Annotated in this window: 22 protein-coding genes; 7 read left to right on the top strand and 15 right to left on the bottom strand. The window is 57.8% G+C overall.

Annotation, left to right across the window (positions count from 1 at the left end; translation table 11 throughout):
* Window positions 1-99 precede the first annotated feature (99 nt).
* Window positions 100-990: a LysR substrate-binding domain-containing protein gene (locus B0E33_RS28130; protein WP_022999481.1), complete on the top strand. Its 891-nt coding sequence runs from the start codon at window positions 100-102 to the stop codon at window positions 988-990.
* A 12-nt stretch (window positions 991-1,002) separates the two neighbouring features.
* On the opposite strand, the gene B0E33_RS28125 is transcribed toward B0E33_RS28130, so the two are convergent.
* From B0E33_RS28125 to B0E33_RS28105, 5 genes are all read right to left on the bottom strand, one after another.
* Complete coding sequence (locus B0E33_RS28125; protein ID WP_077293049.1) at window positions 1,003-2,169, bottom strand: trans-sulfuration enzyme family protein; 1,167 nt, start codon at window positions 2,167-2,169, stop codon at window positions 1,003-1,005.
* Between the two features lie 197 nt (window positions 2,170-2,366).
* Window positions 2,367-3,194, bottom strand: a complete 828-nt coding sequence (locus B0E33_RS28120; RefSeq protein ID WP_022999479.1) for an ABC transporter permease — start codon at window positions 3,192-3,194, stop codon at window positions 2,367-2,369.
* Window positions 3,191-3,904, bottom strand: a complete 714-nt coding sequence (locus B0E33_RS28115) for an ABC transporter permease (RefSeq protein WP_031268816.1) — start codon at window positions 3,902-3,904, stop codon at window positions 3,191-3,193. Before B0E33_RS28115 ends, B0E33_RS28120 begins: the two co-directional genes overlap by 4 nt.
* A gap of 129 nt (window positions 3,905-4,033) precedes the next feature.
* On the bottom strand, window positions 4,034-4,810 hold the full coding sequence (locus B0E33_RS28110; RefSeq protein WP_031268815.1) for an ABC transporter substrate-binding protein: 777 nt from the start codon (window positions 4,808-4,810) through the stop codon (window positions 4,034-4,036).
* 264 nt (window positions 4,811-5,074) lie between these two features.
* A complete protein-coding gene (locus B0E33_RS28105) occupies window positions 5,075-5,488 on the bottom strand; it encodes a hypothetical protein (protein ID WP_077293048.1) in 414 nt (137 codons plus the stop codon).
* 186 nt (window positions 5,489-5,674) lie between these two features.
* Here B0E33_RS28105 and B0E33_RS28100 point away from each other — a divergent pair, with 186 nt between their 5' ends.
* On the top strand, window positions 5,675-6,316 hold the full coding sequence (locus tag B0E33_RS28100; RefSeq protein ID WP_077293764.1) for a glutathione S-transferase family protein: 642 nt from the start codon (window positions 5,675-5,677) through the stop codon (window positions 6,314-6,316).
* A gap of 109 nt (window positions 6,317-6,425) precedes the next feature.
* On the opposite strand, the gene B0E33_RS28095 is transcribed toward B0E33_RS28100, so the two are convergent.
* Window positions 6,426-7,337: a LysR family transcriptional regulator gene (locus tag B0E33_RS28095; protein WP_077293047.1), complete on the bottom strand. Its 912-nt coding sequence runs from the start codon at window positions 7,335-7,337 to the stop codon at window positions 6,426-6,428.
* Between the two features lie 177 nt (window positions 7,338-7,514).
* On the opposite strand from B0E33_RS28095, the gene B0E33_RS28090 reads away from it, so the two are divergent.
* Window positions 7,515-8,510, top strand: coding sequence for an MBL fold metallo-hydrolase (locus B0E33_RS28090; RefSeq protein ID WP_077293046.1), 996 nt, complete (start codon window positions 7,515-7,517; stop codon window positions 8,508-8,510).
* 36 nt (window positions 8,511-8,546) lie between these two features.
* Here B0E33_RS28090 and B0E33_RS28085 read toward each other — a convergent pair whose 3' ends face one another.
* The 8 genes from B0E33_RS28085 to B0E33_RS28050 form a co-directional block, all read right to left on the bottom strand.
* Window positions 8,547-9,824: a molybdopterin molybdotransferase MoeA gene (locus B0E33_RS28085; protein ID WP_077293045.1), complete on the bottom strand. Its 1,278-nt coding sequence runs from the start codon at window positions 9,822-9,824 to the stop codon at window positions 8,547-8,549.
* Entirely contained in the window at window positions 9,821-10,342 is a 522-nt protein-coding gene (gene mobB / locus B0E33_RS28080; RefSeq protein WP_077293044.1) for a molybdopterin-guanine dinucleotide biosynthesis protein B, read from the bottom strand. The genes B0E33_RS28085 and mobB overlap by 4 nt, the downstream gene beginning before the upstream one ends.
* A complete protein-coding gene (mobA, locus tag B0E33_RS28075; protein ID WP_077293043.1) occupies window positions 10,339-10,992 on the bottom strand; it encodes a molybdenum cofactor guanylyltransferase MobA in 654 nt (217 codons plus the stop codon). Before mobA ends, mobB begins: the two co-directional genes overlap by 4 nt.
* Window positions 10,989-11,867, bottom strand: a complete 879-nt coding sequence (gene fdhD, locus B0E33_RS28070; RefSeq protein WP_077293042.1) for a formate dehydrogenase accessory sulfurtransferase FdhD — start codon at window positions 11,865-11,867, stop codon at window positions 10,989-10,991. Before fdhD ends, mobA begins: the two co-directional genes overlap by 4 nt.
* A 67-nt stretch (window positions 11,868-11,934) precedes the next feature.
* Window positions 11,935-13,104 (bottom strand): benzoate/H(+) symporter BenE family transporter, encoded by a 1,170-nt coding sequence (locus tag B0E33_RS28065; protein ID WP_077293041.1) that lies wholly within the window; start codon window positions 13,102-13,104, stop codon window positions 11,935-11,937.
* 137 nt (window positions 13,105-13,241) lie between these two features.
* Window positions 13,242-13,700 carry a BLUF domain-containing protein gene (locus B0E33_RS28060; protein ID WP_055653875.1) on the bottom strand — a complete coding sequence of 153 codons (459 nt, stop codon included), beginning with the start codon at window positions 13,698-13,700 and terminating at the stop codon, window positions 13,242-13,244.
* A 204-nt stretch (window positions 13,701-13,904) separates the two neighbouring features.
* Window positions 13,905-14,495, bottom strand: coding sequence for a GNAT family N-acetyltransferase (locus tag B0E33_RS28055; protein WP_208997927.1), 591 nt, complete (start codon window positions 14,493-14,495; stop codon window positions 13,905-13,907).
* Window positions 14,496-14,521: 26 nt separating this feature from the next.
* Complete coding sequence (locus B0E33_RS28050; protein WP_077293039.1) at window positions 14,522-15,202, bottom strand: SDR family oxidoreductase; 681 nt, start codon at window positions 15,200-15,202, stop codon at window positions 14,522-14,524.
* Window positions 15,203-15,556: 354 nt separating this feature from the next.
* Between B0E33_RS28050 and B0E33_RS28045 the strand changes: the two genes are divergently transcribed.
* Both B0E33_RS28045 and B0E33_RS28040 read left to right on the top strand, forming a co-directional pair.
* The gene (locus B0E33_RS28045; RefSeq protein WP_077293038.1) at window positions 15,557-16,711 is read left to right on the top strand and encodes an Mrp/NBP35 family ATP-binding protein; all 1,155 of its coding nucleotides are present in this window, start codon (window positions 15,557-15,559) and stop codon (window positions 16,709-16,711) included.
* Between the two features lie 356 nt (window positions 16,712-17,067).
* Complete coding sequence (locus B0E33_RS28040) at window positions 17,068-18,306, top strand: multidrug effflux MFS transporter (RefSeq protein ID WP_022999463.1); 1,239 nt, start codon at window positions 17,068-17,070, stop codon at window positions 18,304-18,306.
* Between the two features lie 61 nt (window positions 18,307-18,367).
* On the opposite strand, the gene moaA is transcribed toward B0E33_RS28040, so the two are convergent.
* Entirely contained in the window at window positions 18,368-19,357 is a 990-nt protein-coding gene (gene moaA / locus B0E33_RS28035) for a GTP 3',8-cyclase MoaA (RefSeq protein WP_031268810.1), read from the bottom strand.
* Between the two features lie 402 nt (window positions 19,358-19,759).
* Between moaA and B0E33_RS28030 the strand changes: the two genes are divergently transcribed.
* Window positions 19,760-21,196: a cryptochrome/photolyase family protein gene (locus B0E33_RS28030; protein WP_077293036.1), complete on the top strand. Its 1,437-nt coding sequence runs from the start codon at window positions 19,760-19,762 to the stop codon at window positions 21,194-21,196.
* Between the two features lie 75 nt (window positions 21,197-21,271).
* On the top strand, window positions 21,272-21,640 hold the full coding sequence (locus B0E33_RS28025) for a gamma-butyrobetaine hydroxylase family protein (RefSeq protein WP_055656473.1): 369 nt from the start codon (window positions 21,272-21,274) through the stop codon (window positions 21,638-21,640).
* The last annotated feature ends 72 nt before the right edge of the window (window positions 21,641-21,712 follow it).

Below are 21,712 nucleotides of genomic sequence, written 5' to 3'. Positions count from 1 at the left end.
TGCTTACATCCTCTCGCTGCGTTGTGTGAGAGTAATGTGGCTGTTTACGGCTGCTGATGCCAGTCAGGAAGATTTTCAAAATGTAAGGTGAAATTACATATGGATTGGCGATCTCTCCCATCCCTGAACAGTCTGAGAACCTTTACTGCCGTTGCCGAGACCTGCAGTCTCTCGGCCGCGGGAAGAGAATTGAACGTCACTCACGCGGCCGTCAGTCAACAGGTCAAGGCTCTGGAGCAGTTTCTGGGGTTGAAACTGATTGTCCGTGAGGGCAGGGGCATTGCATTGACCCCTGAAGGCAAGCAGCTCTTTGAAGGTCTGAGCGAAGGCTTTGAAATCATCAGGGAGACAGTCGATGAATTGACGCGGGAAGATCTGGTCCGTCCGCTCAACATCACCATGACGCCGTCCTTTGCCATAAGTTGGCTGATGCCGCGGATCAGCGATTTCCGGCACAAGCATCCCGACATCGAACTGATGCTCAATCCGACGGCCGAAGTGGTTGAACTCAGACCTGGCGGCGTCGACCTGGCGATCCGTTTCGGCAAGGGCAACTGGACAGGGCTTGAATCGGAACTGTTCATCCCGACGAATTTTGCGGTGATCGGTGCCAATTGCCTGATCGGAGACAAGAAGATCGAAAGCCCTGAAGATCTTCTGGAGTTTCCCTGGTTGCAGGAATACGGCACCAACGAATTGACCATCTGGCTGGAGCGCCAAGGCGTCGTGCCCAAGGGCAAGCTCAACATCACCCATTTGCCTGGCTACATGGTGCTGGAAGGATTACGGCGCGGCGATGGTATTTCAGCCACCGCCAAGACCTTTGTCGAACCTGAAATCGAGGCAGGTAACCTCAGGGTCCTATTTGAAGACGGCGTTTATCCGGGGACGGGGTACCATCTGGTGACCCGCCCCGGTGTCAACCGTCCACCGCTCAAGGCCTTCATGAGCTGGCTCAGGGCCATGCGCGCCGAACAGCTCGCCGATTAGCCTGGGCAGACGTCAGATCGCAGTGAGGGCCTGCTCCATGTCCGCAATCAGGTCGTCGCAATGCTCGATGCCGATGGACAGCCTCAACAGGTTCTCCGGAATGCCGGAGCCTTCGCCCTCGATGGTGAAACGATGCTCGACAAGACTCTCGGTGCCGCCGAGGGAGGTTGCTCGCTGGAACAGGTCAAGCGCACCGGTGACATTCAGGGCGGCCGTTTTGTCGCCCTTGACCTGAATGGACATGAGCGAGCCAAAACCGCCGGTCATCTGGCTTTTTGCAAGTTCGTGATGAGGGTGGCTCTTGACGCCGGGATAAAGCACGGCTTCCACTTTCGGGTGTTTTTCGAAGTGTTCCGCGAAAACCTGTGCCGATCTGTTCATGCGCTCCACACGCAAGGCAAGTGTCCTGAGGCCCCGGAGCAAAAGCCAGGTTTCGAACGAACCGAGCACGGCGCCGGCCAACTTGCGTTCCTCGGTCAGAAACGCCCAGGCTTCGCTGCCCGCGTTGTCGGTTGTGACGACGCCACCCAGAAGGTCTGAATGACCGTTGAGGGCCTTGGTCGCCGAATGCATCACCAGGTCCGCTCCGAGCGACAGAGGCTTGAGGATCAGCGGTGTTGCGGCGGTCGCATCGACGGCAAGCAGGGCGTCCGCCTGTTTGCACTGGTTGGCAATGCTCTTGATGTCGGCAACCTTCAAGAATGGATTGCTGGGTACTTCAAGCCAGACAAGATCCGGGCGCGTGACGGCTATCTCGTCCTGGAAGGACTGAAGGTCGCTTGCATCAGCTTCTACGAGGGCAATGTTGTTGCGTGCACACATCTTGCGCAGGAACAACGTGGTCCCCCAGTAAATGCCGGACTGGGCAAGCAGTGTGCCGCCTGGCTTGACGATGCGGGCGACGGCGGCGACAGCGGCCATGCCGGATGCAAACAGCCGGCTGTCTTCTCCCCCTTCAAGAGCGGCAATCAGTTTTTCGGTCTTCTTGAAAAGCGCATTGTCGTCACGGCTGTAGATATGCCCCGGGTTGACCAGCTCATAGGTTTCGTCACGCACGAATGTGGTAGCAGTCTGTATCGGCGGCACGACAGCGCCTGTTGCTGCATCAAAACCGCCGCCGCCATGGGCCAGCAGGCTGTCCAGGTGAAGGCCATGGGCAATGGAGGGCGTTTTCGGCATGGGAGAGCTCCGTGAATGGGTGTCCCTTCGGGTTATCGCCGTCCGCTTGGATAATCAAATGAAATCAATCCATTTGGGAGAGCGGTGCCGACTTGCCTCCAAAGAAATATCGAGAAGGCGTACGCGGAACAGGTAACAGAAAAACGGGCCGGTACTTGAAAAGCCCGGCCCAATTATTTCGAACGCTGAAAGTCTGCTCAGCGTATCAGGTGCCGCGTCAGGCGTGCTTCGATTTTGTCCCACAGGCGGCGCAGCATCTCTACCAGGAACAGATAGATCACCGCTGCCCAGATGTAGGCCTGGAAATCATACGATCTCGAGTAGGCCCGTCTGGTTTCTCCAAACAGATCGAACACCGTCACGATTGCCGCAATGGCGGAACCCTTGAGCATGAGAATGATCTCGTTGCCATAGGGCCGCAGGGCAACGATCAGTGCCTGCGGCAGGATGATCTTGAAGAAGGTAATCTGCTTGTTGAGGCCGAGAGCAGCAGCCCCTTCCCACTGACCTCTGGGCACGTTTTGAATGGCACCGCGCAGGATTTCGGCCTGATACGCGGAGGTGTTCAGTGAAAACGCGAAGATCACGCAGAACCAGGCTTCCCGGAAAAGACCCCACAGGCCGACTGCCTCCAGCTGTGCCTGGAAGGTGCCTGCGCCATAGTAGACAAGGAAGGTCTGTGCCAGCAGCGGTGTGCCGCGGAAGAAATAGACGAAACAATAGGCAGGCTTCGATAAAAGCCACCATTTCGACGCCCGTGCAGCTGCGATGGGCACGCTCAGCACCGCACCTATCAGCAACGACAGGCCGACGATCTGAAGGGTGACCAGAAAACCGCTGAGGTACTCGGGCCAATACTTCAGCACGAAAGGACTGGCGACGTTTATCGCCAGATAGTAGAGCAGCCAGGCACCGGAGACGATCCAGAGCGCCATGAGGACATGGCCGAGAATTCGCGTCTTGGTCCAGCCACGGGGCGGTGCGGGCGGCCGTTTCAGGCCTGTGGCGGGGTTTGCGGAGATCATCGTGCCGTATCTCCGCGTTTGCTCCAGCGCTCGATACGCACGAGACCGGTGGACGATATCATTGCCAGGACCAGGTAGATCAGGCAGGCAATGCCAAAGAACATGAAGGGTTCCTTGGTCACCCTTGCGGCGATCCCGGACTGGCGCATGACGTCAGACAAGCCGACCACCGAAACGAGTGAGGTGTCCTTGAGAAGGACGAGCCAGCTGTTTCCAAGTGCGGGCAGTGCGAGCCGGATCAATTGCGGCAGTACAACCAGTCGAAGGGTTTTGCCTTTCGACAGTCCAAGCGCATATCCGCCTTCGTATTGTCCCTGCGGGATCCCGCGAAAGGCGGAAAGAAACGCTTCGGAAGCATAGGAAGAAAAGACGAAGGACAGTGCGATGACACCGGCGACAAACGAATTGACTTCAAAATAGAAGTCGAAGCCGGCCATCTTCAGCAAGACCTGTATCGCGATCTGTAGTCCGAAGTAGACCAGAAACAAGGTCAGCAGTTCCGGCAAGCCCCGGAAAAGAGTGGTGTAGATATTGGCCGCCAGGCGCAAGCTGGGTTCCGATGACTTTTTCGCAAGCGCAATCAGAAATCCCAGAAACAATCCGAACGGCAAAGTTACTATTGCCAGGCAGACGGTTACAACCACGCCCCAGGCAATTTCGTCTCCCCAACCCTCTGGTCCGAAGGAGAGTAGCGTCAAAGCTTCATTCATAAGCCGGCGCTTCTTTCTGTTTGTCGTTGTTATTCCGGCCGCCCCTCCGGCCGTACTGCGGGATTTTTCCCTGCAGGTGGTGCAGCGCACAGGGCGCGCTGCACCGGAATGCGATCAACTGGAGGCCAATCAGCCGCCGTAAACGTCGAACGTGAAGTACTTGTCGTTGATTTCCTTGTACTTACCGTTCGCCAGGATGCCTTCGATGGCCTTGTTGAACATTTCCTTCAACTCGCCGTCGTCCTTGCGGATGGCAATGCCGGCGCCTTCACCGTTGATCACCGGATCCGGCGTCAGGGTGCCCAGCAGCTTGCAGCAGGCACCGTCGTCGGTCGCCAGCCAATCGGACAGAACCACAACGTCGTCAATGACGGCATCGACACGGCCGCTGGCAACGTCGAGCTTGTATTCATCCGGCGTCGGATAAAGCTTCAGATCTGCGGACGGCAGCTTTTCTTCAGCATAGTTGGAGTGGGTGGTGGAGGACTGTGCACCAAGTGCGACACCCTTGAGGTCTTCATCCGACGTACCGGTCAGAGCGGAATCCTTCGGCACGGCAATTGCCGGCGGGGTGTTGTAGTACTTGTTGGTGAAGTCGACCTTTTCCTTGCGCTCTTCGGTGATCGACATGGAAGCGATCACGGCGTCGAACTTGCCGGCCTGCAGGGCGGGGATCATTCCGTCCCAATCCTGGGTAACGAATTCGCACTCGACTTTCATTTCTTCGCAGAGTGCCTTGGCAATATCGATGTCGAAACCTATCAGCTGGCCGTCTGCGGTCAGGGAGTTGAACGGAGGATAAGCGCCTTCGGTGCCGATACGCACCTTTGACCAGTCTTTCGCCTCAGCGCCACTCACGGCAGCCAGTACTGCTACTGCGGCCGCAGCCATACGCAATACACGCATATTTTGTTCCCCTAATATCTTCTTCGCGGCGCAAGCGGGTTCGTCCCGCCTTCTTGCCCGAGCGCTCTATTCCATACACTTCGGTTCAAATTTCAAGCATGCCTACGAAAAAAACACAGCGCGATTTCGCCGAATTTTCAATTTTTCCGGCATGTCGTTGGGGAAGCGTCAAGTCATTGTGGAAACCTGACTGTTTCCTGAGACCGTTTCTTCGTGTCGTAGAAGCATGTCACCCTTAAACGAATGTCGGCCGAAGGGCAGAAATCAGGCCTTTGAGTCGGCTGTTGCCTCTGCCGCTTCAGCTTCCTGGGAAGCGTCGTGAACATCGAGAACGGATTGCAGGGTAATCACCGGGCGGGAAAGCGCGTCCCCTGCATCGGCCCCACGATAGGGTGTCGGCGAGACAACCGGCTGCTTCGTCATTTCGGCGATCTTTTCTTCGTGAACAGCCCTGTTTCTGGGGGAAAGGTTGTCCAGACCGAGTTCGGTCAGCCCATGATCTTCAAGATACTTGTGCCGAATTCGCTCTTCTTCAGGCAGTTCACGCCAATCTGCATATTGTTCCGCAAGAATGCTGCGGAATTGCAGAAACCGGCTTTCGGTTTCGCTCGGCTGCTTTTGGAGCGCCTTGGCGGATTGCGGTAACACGGAAGGCGTGGGCGGCAGAGCAGATGTCATCGGATCCTCATTCTGGCTGCAAGCATTGCCAAATATGCAAGCAAAAATTGTGCCGAGAGGGGATATTAAAAACCCTGATGAATCTCATGAACTTATTGAATTTGATGCTGGAAGCCGAACTTCCTAGGAAAAGACTACCCGGTGACACATGGTTATTTCTGCCGGGTTTCGGAAAAGGGCCCTGCAATGTCGGACTACGAACTTTTCATCGGAAACAAGAACTACTCCTCCTGGTCATTCAGACCGTGGATCGCTCTCAGGCATAAGGATATTCCCTTCCGGGAGACCCTGGTTCCTTTCGATTTCGAGAATGGAAATCCGGAATTCGCGGCATTTTCACCAAGCAGAAAAGTACCGGTGCTCAAGGATGGCACCCTGACGGTGTGGGACAGCCTGGCGATCCTGGAATATGTCGCCGACTGCTTTCCGGACAAAGGCCTGTGGCCAACGGACAAGGCCAAACGCGCCTGGGCACGGTCCATCTCGGCGGAGATGCATTCCGGTTTTACCGCTCTTCGCAGCGAATGTTCCATGAACATGCAGCGCCCCGTAGCGGCAAAAGCCGTCAGCGACGCGGTTAAGGGTGAGGTCAACCGCATCGTGACCGTCTGGAAAGAATGCCTGGAAGCGTCAGGAGGTCCTTTTCTGTTTGGCGATTTCACGATTGCCGACGCCATGTATGCACCCGTCGTCAGCCGTTTCGAGACCTACCAGCTATCCAACGACCCTGTGGTGAGCAAATACAGCGAAGCCATGAAGGCAACCGAGGCCTGGAAAGTCTGGGAAGTGGCTGCACTCAAGGAAACCTGGGTCGTCGATACCGAGTGAGATTCCTGCCAGCCCGGCGCCAGCCGCCGGGCGGCCATCAGGCCGTAACCGCGTCGCTGGCCAAGGCAGTATCCTCATGTTGCTGAAAATCACTAGTGCCTGAAGCAGGCTAGCCGGCGTACTGGAATGCGCCTTCGTCTTCGAAAAAGCTATAAAGGCTGTCGACAAACCGGCGCACTTTCAGCGGAATGAACCGATTGGACGGATAGACCGCATGGACCGGATGCGGCGGGTATTGCCATTGTGGCAGCACCACTTCCAGGTCTCCCGTTCGCAGGTACGGCTCGATAAGCCAGCGATTGGAGAGCGCAATTCCGAGACCGGCGAGTGCCGCACGGCGCAGGGTCGAAGAGTTGTTGACCAGCATTGTCGGCGTGATCTTGATAGACAACTTTTCACCGATCGGACTGATGAACGGAACCCGGTTCCCGGTCGCAATGTTCTTGTAAAGCAAGTAATCGTGATCGGGCAGCTCGTCGGGATGGACAGGGCGTCCACGTTTATCCAGATAGTCTGGTGATGCCACCAGGCAGCGCTGAGCAAGCCCGAGCCTTCGAACAATCAGCCGGTCATCCTCGATCTCACCCATGCGGATTGCCACATCGAGCCGTTGCTGGATGACATCGACAAACTGGTCGGACAACGACACATCCAGCAGGATGCCGGGATGATCCTTCTTGAAGCGGATCAGGAAGTCCGAAAGGATTGTTTCCGCAAAGCCAAGAGGCAGCCCCACCGATAGCGGGCCGGACATCTGGGCCTCCTCGCTCTGAACCGAGCGGTCGGCCTCATCGAGGCGCTCCAGAATATCCCTTGCATAGGCATAATAGCGTTCCCCGGCTTCCGTCAGGCTGAGTTGACGTGTGGTCCGGTTCAGCAGTCTGATGCCCAGATCGTCTTCAAGCGCCCGAACCTGCTGGCTGACGGCAGGTTGCGAGATGCCGAGAAGCTTTGCAGCTGCCGAGAAGCTGCCGAGATTGACAGCCTGCACAAAGCCGGAAAGGGAGGAAAGCTTGTCCATGGCGGCCCCAGTTGGAGAGCGAGTGAAGAGCGACCTCATACATAAGCACGGGTTATGAGTAATATAAGATATTGGCTGCTTTAAAAACAAAGCCAATGAAACACTTTTAGGACTGCCGGACCGATCCAACGGTTCGAGCGTCAAAGTTTTCCATCAGGTCGAGCCGGGAGGCCAATTATGACCACTTCACAGATTTCCGTTTCCAGACGTTCGCTGCTTGGTGCGGCTGCCGGGGCAGGGGCGCTCGCCGCTGCCGGTGGTGTCACTTTTCTTTCCGCACCCGCAGAGGCCGCTGTCGATCAGGTCGGAAAGCCGATGGCAGGTGCACTCCGCTACAAGGTCGGCGATCTTGAAATCACCGCCTTGCTCGACGGCTATCTCGATGTCACGCCGGAACTGGTGATCGGCTACGACGCATCAGAAGGGCAGCGCCTGAGAGATGCAGCCATGGTTGAAGGTGAGGCATTGCGTATTCCCGTCAATGCCTACCTCGTCAACACCGGTGATCGGCTGATCCTTGTCGATGCCGGCACTTCGGATGCTCTGGGCCCGACCATGGGGCGTCTGCCGGATGCCTTGGCAGCCGCAGGTGTATCACCCGATCAGGTGGACGCGCTGTTGATCACCCACATGCATCCGGACCACCTCTTCGGCGTGATCGATGGTGACGGCAACAAGGTGTTCAAGAATGCGGAACTGATCCTCCCGGAGGTGGACAAGGCCTTCTGGTACGATGATGCGGCAATGAACGGCGCTCCCGAGCAGTTCAAACCGTTCTTCCTCGGTGCTCGCAAGGCTGCCGATGCCTACAAGGACAGCCAGACCCTGATTTCCGGCGACAAGGAAATCCTGTCCGGCATCCGGCCGATGGCTCTCCCGGGGCACACGCCGGGGCATACCGGCTATCTGTTCGACAGCAACGGCGAAACCCTCGTGATTGCGGGCGATATCGTTCATATGGCCGTCTATCAGTTCAACCGGCCGGACTGGGGTATCGGGTTCGACATTGATCCAGGGCAGGCAGTGTCGACACGCAAGACATTCCTGGACCAGGCCGCCGCCGACAAGTTGTTCTTTGCAGGCGCGCATATTCCGTTCCCCGGTATGGGCCGCGTTGCAAAGGACGGCGAGGGTTATCGCTTCGTCCCGGCCAACTGGCCCTACGCCTACTAACGAAGAACCTCTCGCTGGCCCGGCAACGCTGCCGGGTCAGCGCAGTCCGAACCCGGAGAAGGGCAGGAAGGACACCAGCTCACCCTTGCGGATCGAGGTCACGTCTTCAGGTATTTCGATAAGACCGTCGGCCTCGCGCAGGCCAGTGATCAGGCCGGAGCCGTCGCGCTGGAATTTATGCGCTGCAAGTGATCCGTCTGGACGAGGCTTCAGATAGGCACGGTAGAACTCTCGGCGGTCCGGCTTTTTCTTGGGAACTTCGAAGGCTGCCGGAACCTGAAAGGCCTGTGGCTCCAGAAAGGCACCTCCGCCAAGAACGCTGAAGACCGGCCGTGCATAGAGCAGAAAACAGACCATCGCGGCAACCGGGTTTCCCGGCAGTCCGAGGACAACGCAGGATCCGATATTTCCGAACATCATCGGGCGGCCAGGCTTGATAGCAAGCTGCCACATGTGGCGTTTTCCGATCTTGTCCAGAACCTTGAGCATGTGATCTTCCTCGCCGCGGCTTGCTCCGCCGGTGGTCAGGATCACGTCATGGCTGGCTGCTGCCGTCGAAAGCACCTCTTCAAGGGCGTCGGCGTCATCTTTCAGAATGCCCAGATCGTCGATCTCGACAGGAAGCGTTGCGCACAGGCTGCGCAGCAGAAAGTGGTTGGAATCGTAAACGTCTCCGAGCGTGATAAGGTCGCCGGGCCGGCGTAGCTCGTCGCCTGTCGACACAAGGGCCACCTTCAGTTTCCGGTAAACGGAAACGTCTGCCTGTCCGGTGGACGCGATTGCCGCGATATCTTGCGGGCGCAAGCGCTGACCGGGGCTCAGCAGCGTCGTTCCCTCCGCCACGTCTTCTCCCGCCTTGCGGCGGTTGGCACCCGTTTTCAGGCCTTGCGGCACGATCACGAAGTCCTGCCCATCCTGCTGGTGCGTTTCACAATCTTCCTGCATGGCGACCGTATCCGCACCGGGTGGCATCACCGCTCCAGTAAAGATCCGGGCTGCAGCCCATGGGCCAAGGTCGGCGTTGCTCGCGTGCCCTGCAGCTATCCTCTGTTCCAGACGGAAGAAACCTCCGGCTTCCTCGAAATCGGCGATGCGGAAGGCGTAACCGTCAACGGCCGAATTGTCGGCCAGTGGCACGTTGCGGGGAGCGGTTACCATACTTGCAAGGATGCGTTCGGCGGCATCCTGCAGGGGCACGGTTTCGGTCTCGGCAATGCAATGCAGCCGCTGTTTCAGGATCTCCAGCGCCTCGTGGTGGCGCAGGCGGTCCTTGTCGTGCAGGAAGCAGTCATCCAGAAGCTGTTTGCCGGTCATGTTGTCGACCTTTTCAGCCCGAGATGGGTCTCGATGAAATTCGCCATGGCGGCAATGTCGTCCAGATGAAACACCGGCAACACCTCGTCCGGTAAATCGTGATCGGTTGCGATGGCCAGAATATTCGGATCGGAAACGGCAAGAGGGCCGCGTTCGCTTGCCTCGGTTCTGCGTGCCTCGATCTTCGGATGGGGTTCGCTCTTGTAGCCTTCGATCAGGATCAGGTCGCAGGGAGCAAGCCGCTCAAGGACGTCTTCCAACGGCGGCTCGTCTTCCTCTTTCAGTTCATGCATCAGGGCCCAGCGGCGTCCGGACACCAGTGCAACTTCCACTGCACCTGCTTCGCGGTGTCGGAAACTGTCCGTGCCCGGCTTGTCGATATCGAAGCCGTGATGAGCATGCTTTACGGTCGAAACCTTCAGGCCCCGCGCGGAGAACTCGGCCACGAGGCTCGCCACGAGTTGTGTCTTGCCGGAATTCTTCCAGCCGGTGATGCCGAATACAGGGGTGGTGGTCATCTGGAATGTAAGCTCAGCGCGTCTCTGACAGTCGAAAGGTCATCAGGTTTGTTGGCATTGAAGAAGGGGTCCAACCCGCTGTCGGGATCCGCATCGAAGGCGACTTCGACACTGTCGTAACAGTCGACAAAGGCAAGCACCTTGCCTGTCTTGCCGGATTGCAGCCAATCCTCGAGATCCGCTTTCAGGCTGACAGGCCAGAGGCCGAAGACAGGGTGGAGCTTGTCCGCAGAGGAGGCGAGGGCAATGACCGGTCTGTCACCGGGGACTGCAGCACAGAACCGGCTGACAAGGCTGGTAGGGAAAAACGGCGTGTCACCGGCTACCGAAATCACATGGGTGATATCCGGTCGTTCGTTGTGAGCATAAGTCATGCCGGCCAGGACACCTGCCAGCGGTCCTGCGAAATCGCCTACCGGATCAGCGGCAACAGGCAGCTGAAAGCGCGCAAACCGGTCAGGGTCACCATTGGCGTTCAGGATTATATCGTGCAGCTGCGGTTTCAGACGGGCGAGGATCATATCAAGCATCGTCTTGCCGCCAAGATCCATCAGGCTCTTGTCGCCGCCGCCCATTCTGCGGGATTGGCCGCCGGCAAGTACGCAACCAAGCACCTTGCTGCTCTCAAGGGTCTTCTTGTGTCTGGTCATTCTGCCGGGACGCTCCCTTTTCGGCGGGCCGTATCCGGCTCGTCTTCCACGTCGCTTGCGGACATGTCGAACACGATCCTGTCGTGACCGGACAAGGCAACGAACCGCTTGCCGCGTGCGCGGCCGATCAGCGTAAGGCCGGCCTTGCGTGCGAGTTCGACGCCCCAGGCGGTAAACCCCGAGCGTGACACGAGGATCGGAATGCCCATCATCACGGTCTTGATGACCATTTCGGAGGTCAGTCTGCCAGTGGTATAGAAGATCTTGTCGTGCGCGGGGATGTCGTTCAGGACCATCCAGCCTGCGATCTTGTCGACCGCATTGTGGCGGCCGACATCTTCCATGTAGACCAGCGCACGGTCTTCCTGGCACAGAACACAGCCATGGATCGCCCCCGCCTCGAGATAGAGGGAAGGTGTTGTGTTGATGGTTTTGGTCAGCGCATAGAGCCAGGAAGTGTTTAGACGGGCGTCCTCGTCGAGTTGAACGGTATCGAAGCCGTCCATGACATCGCCGAAGACCGTGCCCTGGGCGCAGCCGGAGGTGCGAACCTTCTTCTTCAGCTTTTCCTCGAAATTGGTTTCGCGCTCGGTGCGAACCACCACAACATCCAGATCGTCGTCATGGTCGATGCCGGTGATGACATCGTCTTCGGCCAGCATGTTCTGGTTTTTCAGATAACCGACGGCGAGAAGGTCCGGATGATCGCCAATGGTCATCATGGTGACCACTTCCTGAGAATTCAGGTAGAGGGTCAGGGGTTTTTCCGTCACGACACGCGTTTCGACCGGCTGTCCGTTCTGATCGATACCGGTTACGGACGTCGAAAGACGCGAATCTTCCGGGTCGGGTTGCAGCACATATGAGCCTGACACAGGCAAACGACTCCATTTGCTTCGATTGTCTCAACACTATGGGACGCGATTGCCGCGGGGCAAGGTGTTACTTTGCCGTTTTGGTTCGCGAAAGTGCCATGAAGGCACCGCCGGCCAGCAGTCCCCAGAATGCACCCGAAACACCGAGGAAACTAACCCCGGAAGCCGTCACCATGAAGGTAATGATGGCACTGTCCCTGTCCGCGGGAGCCTTTGTGGCTTCGCTGATGGAAAAGGTAAAAGCACCCAGCAGGGCCAATCCCGCAACGGCTTCGATCAGGATAGTCGGCGTGGCCGCAACAAAGGCCATCACCAGCCCTGCGAATAGGCCGAACAGGATGTAGACCGCACCTGCGGTCACGGCTGCCCAGTAACGCTTTGCCGGATCCTTGTGCGCATCTTCACCCGCGCACATTGCTGCCGTGATGGCAGCAAGGTTGACCGCATGTCCGCCGAATGGGGCGGACAACACACTGAAGACGCCGGAGAGAGTGAAAAGCGGACCGCTTTTGGGGTGGTAGCCATAGGCGGACAGCACAGCGACACCCGGGATGTTCTGGGACGCCATCGTTACGATGAAGAGCGGCAGCGCGATACTGATCAATGCTTCCAGAGAAAACGAGGGTGCGATCCAGACTGGTTCGGTGATCGGCTGGACGTTGCTCAGGTCGATCGGGCCGCTGCTCCAAAGGCCGATCGCGAATGTCATGACCATGGCAAGGGGAACCGCGAAGAGCCTGAAAAAGCCCAGGGCAATCGCCCAGACGGCAATGATGGCTAGTGCGCTGTAAGGCAGTTCTGCGACGGCTCTTACCGGCGCAAGGCAAAGTCCGAACAGGACCCCTGCCAGCATCGCGTTGGCAAGTGGTGCCGGAATGGCTGCGACCGCCCGCCCGAAAGGCTTGATCAGGCCCGCGAGTACGATAAGCGCGCCACAAACCAGAAAAGCACCAACGGCTGCCGAAAAGCCTCCTTCGAGCGGGCCGGCTGTCGCAAGGAGCGCGGCACCGGGTGTCGACCACGCGATGCTGACGGGGATCTTCGTGGCGACGGAGGCAACGATCGCGCAAAGGCCCATGGAAATGGATAGCGCCATCAGGCCGCTGGTTGCTTCGGCTGGGGAAGCGCCGGCTGCTGTCAGTCCTTGAATGACGATAGCGAATGAACTTGCAAAGCCGACAATGGCGGCAAGAAAGCCGGCTGATACCGGCTGAAGGCCGGCGAACCTGCCTGACATGATGCAATCCCCCAGTTAACAAGGGCGCACAATATCGGCATGCCTGGCAATCGGACTAGGACCCTACGGCCACGAACCGGATAATTTTGCGAAACATGTGATGAGCTGGGGCTCCGCGGCAGAAAACCCGGAGCGGCTCAGATCATCAACATGTCGTTGGTCAGGCGGCCTTCCTGAAGTTCCTGCGCGAAATGTCCGAACGCCCGGTAGGCTTCTTCCCGCGTTACGTCGGCAGGGTGGTCAAGCAGAGGGCGCAGCACGTCGTGCTTGGAAGCGGCCAGGCCATCGGTCAGATCCCGAAAGAACATCAGTGAATTCGGGAACAGCCGGAAATCCGCCGGTTCGTGAATGATGCCCTCGATGGCTTCAAGACGCGGATCGTTCATCACGCAATAGACGGTATCAAGCACCGGGCCGGTCAGGCCTTCCAGAACCTGGATGATGTGCTGATCGACCAGCAGAAGCGCACCGGTTACGCCGGCCTTTCTGTTGATCCGCCGAATACGCAGCAACGTCTTGTCGATTTCGTCGGGCAGGGGCAGACGCATGTTGCCCCAGTTGATCTTGCTTCGGTAGCAGGCGCGGTAAAGTTCCATGGCGTATCCATCCTTTTGCCGATGAAACCAGCCTGCGCTTCAATTCCTCACATTTGCTTAAAATTTGAATCAAATACGAAGAAGAGCTTTTCGTGTTACCGAAGCGTTGCCAAGTCCTCCGCAAAAGTGTGCTTTGCGGTCCGGTGAACAGAACAAGAAAACTGTGCAAAACAACGTGCGCACATCTTTGTGTGGATAAGGAGGTCAGGCACCAGCTTCGAGCTTGAAATCCAGACCGGCTCTTACGGCAGGCCACTCGTGAGGAAGAATCGAATAAACTGCCGTATCCCTGAGCGCTCCGTTGGGCGAGCGCTGGTGGGATCGCAGAACACCATCCAGTTTGGCACCTAACCTTTCGATGGCGGCGCGACTTTGGCGATTCATGAAGTGCGTTCGGAATTCGACCGCGATGCAGTCCAGTTCCTCAAACGCATGTGCCAGCAGCATGCGTTTGCATTCCGTGTTGAGGCGAGTGCGCTGCACGGCCTTGCGATACCAGGTCGAACCGATTTCGAAGCGCTTGTTGGCCGCATCGATGTTCATATAGGTGGTCATGCCGACGGCCTTGCCGGTTGGCGTCAACACGGCGAACGGAAGCATCGAGCCGGCTTCCTGAAGCGACAGCCGTCTTTCAATTTCCGCCCGAACGGCATCCGGCTTCGGGACGCTGGTATACCAAAGCTTCCACAGTTCGCCGTCGGCGGCAGCTTCAGACAGATCGGCGGCGTGGGATAGGCTCAAGGGCGCAAGTGTGCCGGTACTGCCCTTCAGGGTTACGGGGAGAGGCCAGGCCATCATGTGTCTCCAGTCGAATTGGCAGGTCAGAACGGGCGCTCTTCACCGCTCCATTTGAAGAACTTTCCGGTATCGGTAACAGACAGGGAACCGGCAATCTTCAGAACGCCCCGCGCCACATCCACCGGGTCATTGTCTGCCAACTGGCCGCCCATGTCTGTACGCACCCAGCCCGGATCTATCAGCGCGACCGGAATGCCTTCGGATTCCAGATCGGTCGCCAGCCCCTGCATGACCTTGTTCACTGCCGCCTTGGAGGCTCGGTAGGCGAGGGTGTCCGACTTCCGGTATCCCATCCAGGCCATCTGGCTGGAGATGGTCAGGATTCGACCGGATCCCGACCGGCACAAATGAGGTAGGAAAGCTTGTGAGACCGCCAAAGGTGCAAGGGTGTTGACGGCCAGGGTTTCGGCAAAACCCTCGAAATCCATATCGAGTGCGCTTTGACGTTCCGGAGTGATGATGCCCGCGTTGTTGATCAAAAGGTTCAGCGGGGTGGCGAGGTCGCCGGCGACCGCGCGAACGACGGCATGGTCTCTCACATCGAAAACCAGCGGATGAAAATCTTTGCCGAGCCGTTCCGCTGTCTCGTCAGCCGACTGCTGCGTGCGGACGGAGCCGTAAACGGTCCAACCACTGTCCAGTGCGGCGCGGGCAAGTTCATAACCGATCCCGCGATTGGCTGCGGTGATGAGGCAGGTTGGCATGTCAAATTCCTGAAGCTGGAATGTTTTGGGAAGGACGCTGTGTAGGGCCGTAACAAATTAACCGAGCCGTCTGGCTGTTCAACGAAAACATTGTCTCCCTTTTAGGAGAGGTAACAATTGCGAGATCCAGCAGCAACCATGGCCAATGCCATGGTTATGAAAGCTTCTGAAGCTTGCGGCTTTCAACTGCGCAGGGCTTGTGTCGGATTTTCACCCCTTCTATGACTCGCGGTCTGAAACCGGAACGCGCCGTGCTTCATTTTGGCAGGTTGCCTGAATGGAGCGGCGAACTAGAGTTCGCACCGGAAATAGCCGGTTGAACACAGTGGCCGGTGTACGAAACAGGACCGAAAGATGACCGACACCATAAAAAGCGCAGTCATGGAACGACTGAGGCAGATCAAGGGACCAGACCTTGAAGGCGATATCGTCTCGTTGGGCCTTGTCTCGGACGTGTTTGTGTCCGATGGCCGTGTTGTTTTTTCCATCACAGTTCCCGCAGAACGCGCAAAGGAGCTTGAGCCTCTGCGCCAGGCCGCTGAAAAGGTGGTCAAGGAAGTGGATGGCGTCGAAACCGTGATGGTCGCGCTAACTGCCGAACGCGCGGCGGGTGGCGCTCGCAATGCGGCACCACAATCAGCTCCCAAACCAGCCCCTCAACAGCCTCGGCGACCTGCGGAAGAGCAGGCGCCTGCAAAACCGGGCGTGCCGGGCATCAAGCACATTGTTGCGGTTGCGTCCGGCAAGGGCGGTGTTGGCAAATCCACCACCACGGCGAACCTTGCCTTGGCGATGGCCTCTCTCGGCAAGAAGGTCGGCGTCCTGGATGCCGATATCTATGGGCCCTCGGTGCCACGGCTGTTCAATGTTTCCGGCAGGCCGGAAGCTTTGTCGGGCAGAATGCTCAAGCCAATGGAAGGCTATGGCATCAAGGTGATGTCCATGGGCTTCATGGTGGAAGAGGAAACGCCAATGATCTGGCGTGGGCCGATGGTGATTTCCGCGCTTACCCAGATGCTGCGCGAAGTGGCCTGGGGCGAACTTGACGTCCTTGTGGTCGACATGCCTCCGGGAACCGGCGACGCCCAGCTCACCATGGCCCAGCAAGTGCCGCTGGCCGGAGCCGTGATCGTGTCGACACCGCAGGACCTTGCCCTGATCGATGCCCGCAAGGGCCTCAACATGTTCAAGCGTGTCGATGTTCCCGTGCTGGGGATTGTCGAGAACATGAGCTACTTCCTGTGCCCCGATTGCGGTGGTCGCCATGATATCTTCGGCCATGGCGGAGCGCGTGCGGAAGCGGACCGGCTGAACGTTCCGTTCCTGGGCGAAGTTCCCTTGACGATGAAGATCCGTGAAACCTCCGATGCCGGAACACCGGTGGTGGTGTCCGATCCTGAAGGCTCGGTCGCAGGCATCTACAAGGACATTGCCGCCAAGGTACTCGACAGCATTGATCGGGAGAGCGCGGAACCCACACGAGCGGCCCCCAACATCGTCTTCGATTGATACAGGGCAGGGTCGATCCCTGGGTAATTCCTGATTAGGCGACGAGACAAGTTTTGGCCACGGCGAGAGCTGTGGCCTTTTTTCATCCGGGTTTAGCTGGCTGCAGGACTGGCGGTGTTGATCGCAGATTTATCCGTGAAATGCAGCAGTTTCCACCCGTTGCGAAGGCTCGGGTCAAGCTTGCAAAGTTGAAACAATTTCAAAGCCAATGAGGAGAAACATTAGCGGTTTCTGCCGTCTTTCGATGTTGGGCCTGTAGCAATTCAGGTTTTCACGTCCGGATCACGCGGCCAATATATATTCGAACATGAATATATCGCCCGCGAGGGTGAAAACCAAAAGGTTCCTTCCCGGGCATGCTCACTAGCCGAACTCAGACTTCCAGCACCGATGCCAAACCATCCCTGGCGGTGCTTGTAGCGATTTCATCGGTCAGCCCGCTTGCCATGCAGATATACCTGCCGTCCCTGGCAGGAATGATGGTGGTCTTTTCCGCAACTGCGGGCGAGATCCAGCTGTCGATGTCCGCTTATTTCATCGCGGTTGCGGTTTCCCAGTTGTTCTGGGGGCCCTTGTCGGATCAGTTCGGCCGCCGGCCGGTAATCATTCTCGGCATGGCTTTGTTCGTAATCGGCAGCGTGTTCTGTCTGTTTGCACAAACAATCGAAGCCTTGATCGCCGCCCGGGTTCTTCAGGCAGCCGGTGGCTGTACGGGAATGGTCCTTGGCCGTGCGATCCTGCGTGATCTCTACAGCCCTAAGCAGGCGGCCAGCATGATCGGCTATGTCACCATGGGCATGGCGGTGATGCCGACAGTGGCACCAGCAATCGGCGGAATTCTGGATCAATATTACGGATGGCAGGGCGGGTTTGTGCTGCTGCTCATGTTCGGAGTGGCGGTTCTGTGGGCAAGCATTGCGCTTCTGCCTGAAACGCACCTGAACCGAAAAGCGGCCGGTGGGCGGCAGATCCTGAAATCCTACGCGACCCTCTGCCGTGAGCCGCTCTACTGGAGCTACAGTCTGACAGCGGCGTCCAACGCGCTTGCCTACTTCGCATATCTGGGCGGAGCGCCGTTTATCGCCGCCGATCTCCTGTCCCTGAGTGCGCAGGAAATGGGGTTCTACTTCATGTTCGTGGCGCTCGGTTATATCGCTGGAAACTTCATCTCCGGCCGGTTTGCCGAACGAGTTGGCCTGTTTCGGATGATACTGTCCGGCACTCTCATCGGCGTTGTCTGCGTGGCGATAATCTCCGGGTTTGCCTATTTCGGAGCGTTGAGCGCACCCAGCCTCTTCCTGCCGATGTTCCTTCTTGGTCTCGGCAATGGGGTTTGCCTGCCAAGTGCATTGTCCGGTGCTGTCAGTGTACGGCCTGAGTTGACGGGAGCTGCTTCCGGCCTGACGGCGTCACTTCAGGTCGCCATGGGCGCGCTGGCCGGATCCATTGTCGCCTCGCTGTATGCCGATGGCCTGCTGGCCTCCTCGCCCTGGGGCATGATCCTGATGATGGGACTGGGCATCGGGTGCAGCCTGATCGCGACCGTCTGCATCAGGTTCTACACCACGCGCGCCGACCTCGTTCCGGCAGAATAGTTTTGCCGGCTTTCAAGGTCGCTGAACTTGCTGTTGCCTGGGTAACTGAAGTTTTGGCTGTTTAACCGCCGGTGACGCTCATGTGCCGGGAAACTGCAGGCTGGTTGCGGTTCCGGTCAATCACGAAATCATGCCCTTTTGGCTTCCGTCCGATGGCCTCGTCAATCGCATCGTTCAGAAGGTCGTTGCCTTCCGAAGCGCGCAGAGGCGCGCGAAGATCCGACATGTCTTCCTGACCAAGGCACATGTATAGCTGGCCGGTGCAGGTGACGCGCACCCGGTTGCAGCTTTCACAGAAGTTATGCGTCATCGGCGTGATGAAGCCGAGACGACCACCGGTTTCCTCGATAGTCACATACCGGGCGGGTCCGCCGGTCTTGTAGGGGATGTCCGTCAATGTGAATTGCTCGCCCAGGCGCGCACGCACGGTCGAAAGTGGCAGATACTGGTCCGTGCGGTCGCCGTCGATCTCGCCAAGTGGCATGGTCTCGATCAGGGTCAGGTCGTGACCATGCTCATGACACCACTCAAGCATCGTCACGATCTCATGCTCGTTGACGTCTTTGAGAGCAACCATATTGATCTTGATCTGGAGGCCTGCGGCAGTCGCTGCGCGGATCCCGTCCATGACCTTGCCAAGGTCGCCCCAGCGGGTGACTGCCTTGAATTTCTGCGGATCGAGCGTATCGATCGACACATTGATCCGGCGCACGCCGCAATCGTAGAGTTCCTGCGCGTAGCGGGCGAGCTGCGAGCCGTTGGTGGTCAGGGTCAACTCTTCCAGAGCGCCACTGTCCAGATGCCGGCCAAGGCTGCGGATAAGGCTCATGATATTCTTGCGGACCAGCGGCTCACCGCCGGTCAGGCGCAGTTTACGGACGCCTTTTTCGATGAAGGCAGTGCACAGGCGGTCGAGCTCTTCAAGGCTGAGCACTTCGCGTTTGGGCAGGAAGGTCATGTCTTCCGCCATGCAATACACGCAACGGAAATCGCAACGATCGGTCACGGACACGCGAAGGTAGGTGACGGCGCGGCCGAACGGGTCAATCATCGGACCATGTGATTCCGCTGTTCCGATTGCCGCTTGTGCCGGGACCACAATCTTGCCGTCTGTCACGTTTCGCTCTCCCTCGATTTTTATCTTATCCAGATCATATGGCGTCGATGCGGGCAAGATCAATTGAAACCGGACTGCAAATGTCCGGTTTACGGCATCAGGTAAACTCGTGAGTGTACTCTTGTCAAATCAATTGGAAAGATGCCGGAATTCGCTCACCTGCGCGACCAGGAACCCGCATCGAAGCGCCCACTGACGAGTGCTTGGTCCGGTCACAATCCTAGGAGCTCCACTTTACTTGCCGCTCTCCCGGAATTGGAGCCAAAAAATCCGGCACACCATTGATCCGATTGTGTTTTGCGGCGTATCTGAGCTGTAGCAAGCGGCAGGAGCAGCATGACAACACTTGTTTGGTTTCGACAGGATTTGCGCATCAAGGACAATCCGGCCCTGTTCGAGGCGGCCCGCAAGGGACGTGTCCTTCCGGTCTTCATCCTTGAACCATCAGAGCAGGCCGGTGAAACGCACCCGCTTGGCGGGGCAAGCCTCTGGTGGCTGCATCACAGCCTGGCGTCCTTGAAGGCGGATCTGCCGGGTCTGATCTTCCTGCGGGGGAGCGCGAGACACCTGATCCCACAGCTTGCAAAGGAAGTCGAGGCCGAGGCCGTATTCTGGAATCGATGCTACGAACCACATGCAATCGAGCGGGACACCGATCTCAAGAAGGTGCTGAAAGAAGACGGGTTTGAAGTCAAAAGCTTCAAGGCGTCCCTCTTGTTCGAACCCTGGGAACTGGAGACAAAATCCGGCGGCCCCTTCAAGGTGTATTCACCGTTCTGGAAGGCTGCTCAGCAAAAGACCATCGATGACGCCTTGCCAGCACCGGAGAAGCTGGAATTTGCGGACTACGATGGCGGTGAAACGCTTGAGAGCTTTGACCTCTTGCCCACGAAGCCTAACTGGGCAAAGGGATGGGAGGATTGCTGGCAGCCCGGTGAAGCCGGTGCTGCGGAGCGGCTGGAAGGCTTCTTCGAGGAAGGCTTGAAGGGCTATGGCACATTGCGCAATCGCCCTGATCTTCCGAATGTGTCGCGCTTGTCGCCGCATCTCCACTTCGGCGAAATCTCACCCCGACAGATCTGGCATGCAACGCAGAAGGTAATGGACCGGAAATCGTCGGTTGCCGGTGACGGTATGAAATTCCTGTCCGAGATTGCCTGGCGGGAATTTGCGTACCACTTGCTCTACCATTTCCCGAAATTGCCGTCGGATAACTGGCGTTCAACCTTTGATGCCTATCCCTGGCAGGAGCCGGGCGACGCGTTGGAGAAGTGGCAGAAAGGACAAACGGGATATCCGATTGTCGACGCCGGCATGCGCGAACTCTGGCAAACCGGATACATGCACAACCGGGTGCGCATGATCGTGGCGAGTTTCCTGATCAAGCATCTGCGTATTCATTGGCACCATGGCGAGGCCTGGTTTCGGGACACGTTGGTGGATGCGGACCTTGCCAACAATTCCGCAAGCTGGCAGTGGGTCGCAGGATCAGGCGCTGATGCTGCTCCCTATTTTCGGGTCTTCAACCCGATCACACAGGGAGAAAAATTCGATCCGGACGGTGTGTACATCCGCAAATGGGTTCCAGAGCTGCGCGATCTGGACACGCACTATCTCTTTGCGCCGTTTGATGCCCCGGCCGAAACCCTGAAAAAGGCCGGTATCGCGCTTGGCGAGACCTATCCGAAACCGCTGGTCGACCATGCCAAGGCCCGCAAGGCAGCGCTCGACGGCTATGAAGCGGTGAAGCAGGCGGGACAAGACGCCGCTTGACGGTGCCGGTGCTACCGGTATCGTCCGCGCGCAAGTCCCGGCGACATGTGCCGGGTGGAATCAAAGGACCCGGAGATGACCGACCCGACTGCTCCCTGGCCGACGGAACTACGCGTATCGAAAGACAAGAAGAGCCTGACTGTTGCTTTCAACACGGGTGAACGGCACGAATTGTCTGCTGAATATCTCCGGGTGTGTTCACCTTCGGCGGAAGTGAAGGGCCACAATCCATCCCAGAAGCAGACCGTGCCCGGCAAACGCAACGTCGAGATCATGAAGATCGAACCTGTCGGCAACTATGCTGTCCGTATCCATTTTGACGACATGCATAACTCCGGGATTTTTACCTGGACGTATTTCCTCGAGCTAGGCAGAGATCCGGAAGCACACTGGGGTGTCTACCTGCAGGAACTGGCGGACAAGGGCCTGACACGGGATCGTTGATTGAGAGCAGGCCGGGCTGGCTGAAGCCAGCTGGAATCAGCTATAAAGGGCGTGGCTCGACCCAAGCCATCC

The sequence above is a fragment of the Roseibium algicola genome, assembly GCF_001999245.1.
GTDB lineage: Bacteria > Pseudomonadota > Alphaproteobacteria > Rhizobiales > Stappiaceae > Roseibium > Roseibium algicola.
This window is presented reverse-complemented; position numbering and strand designations above follow the sequence as displayed.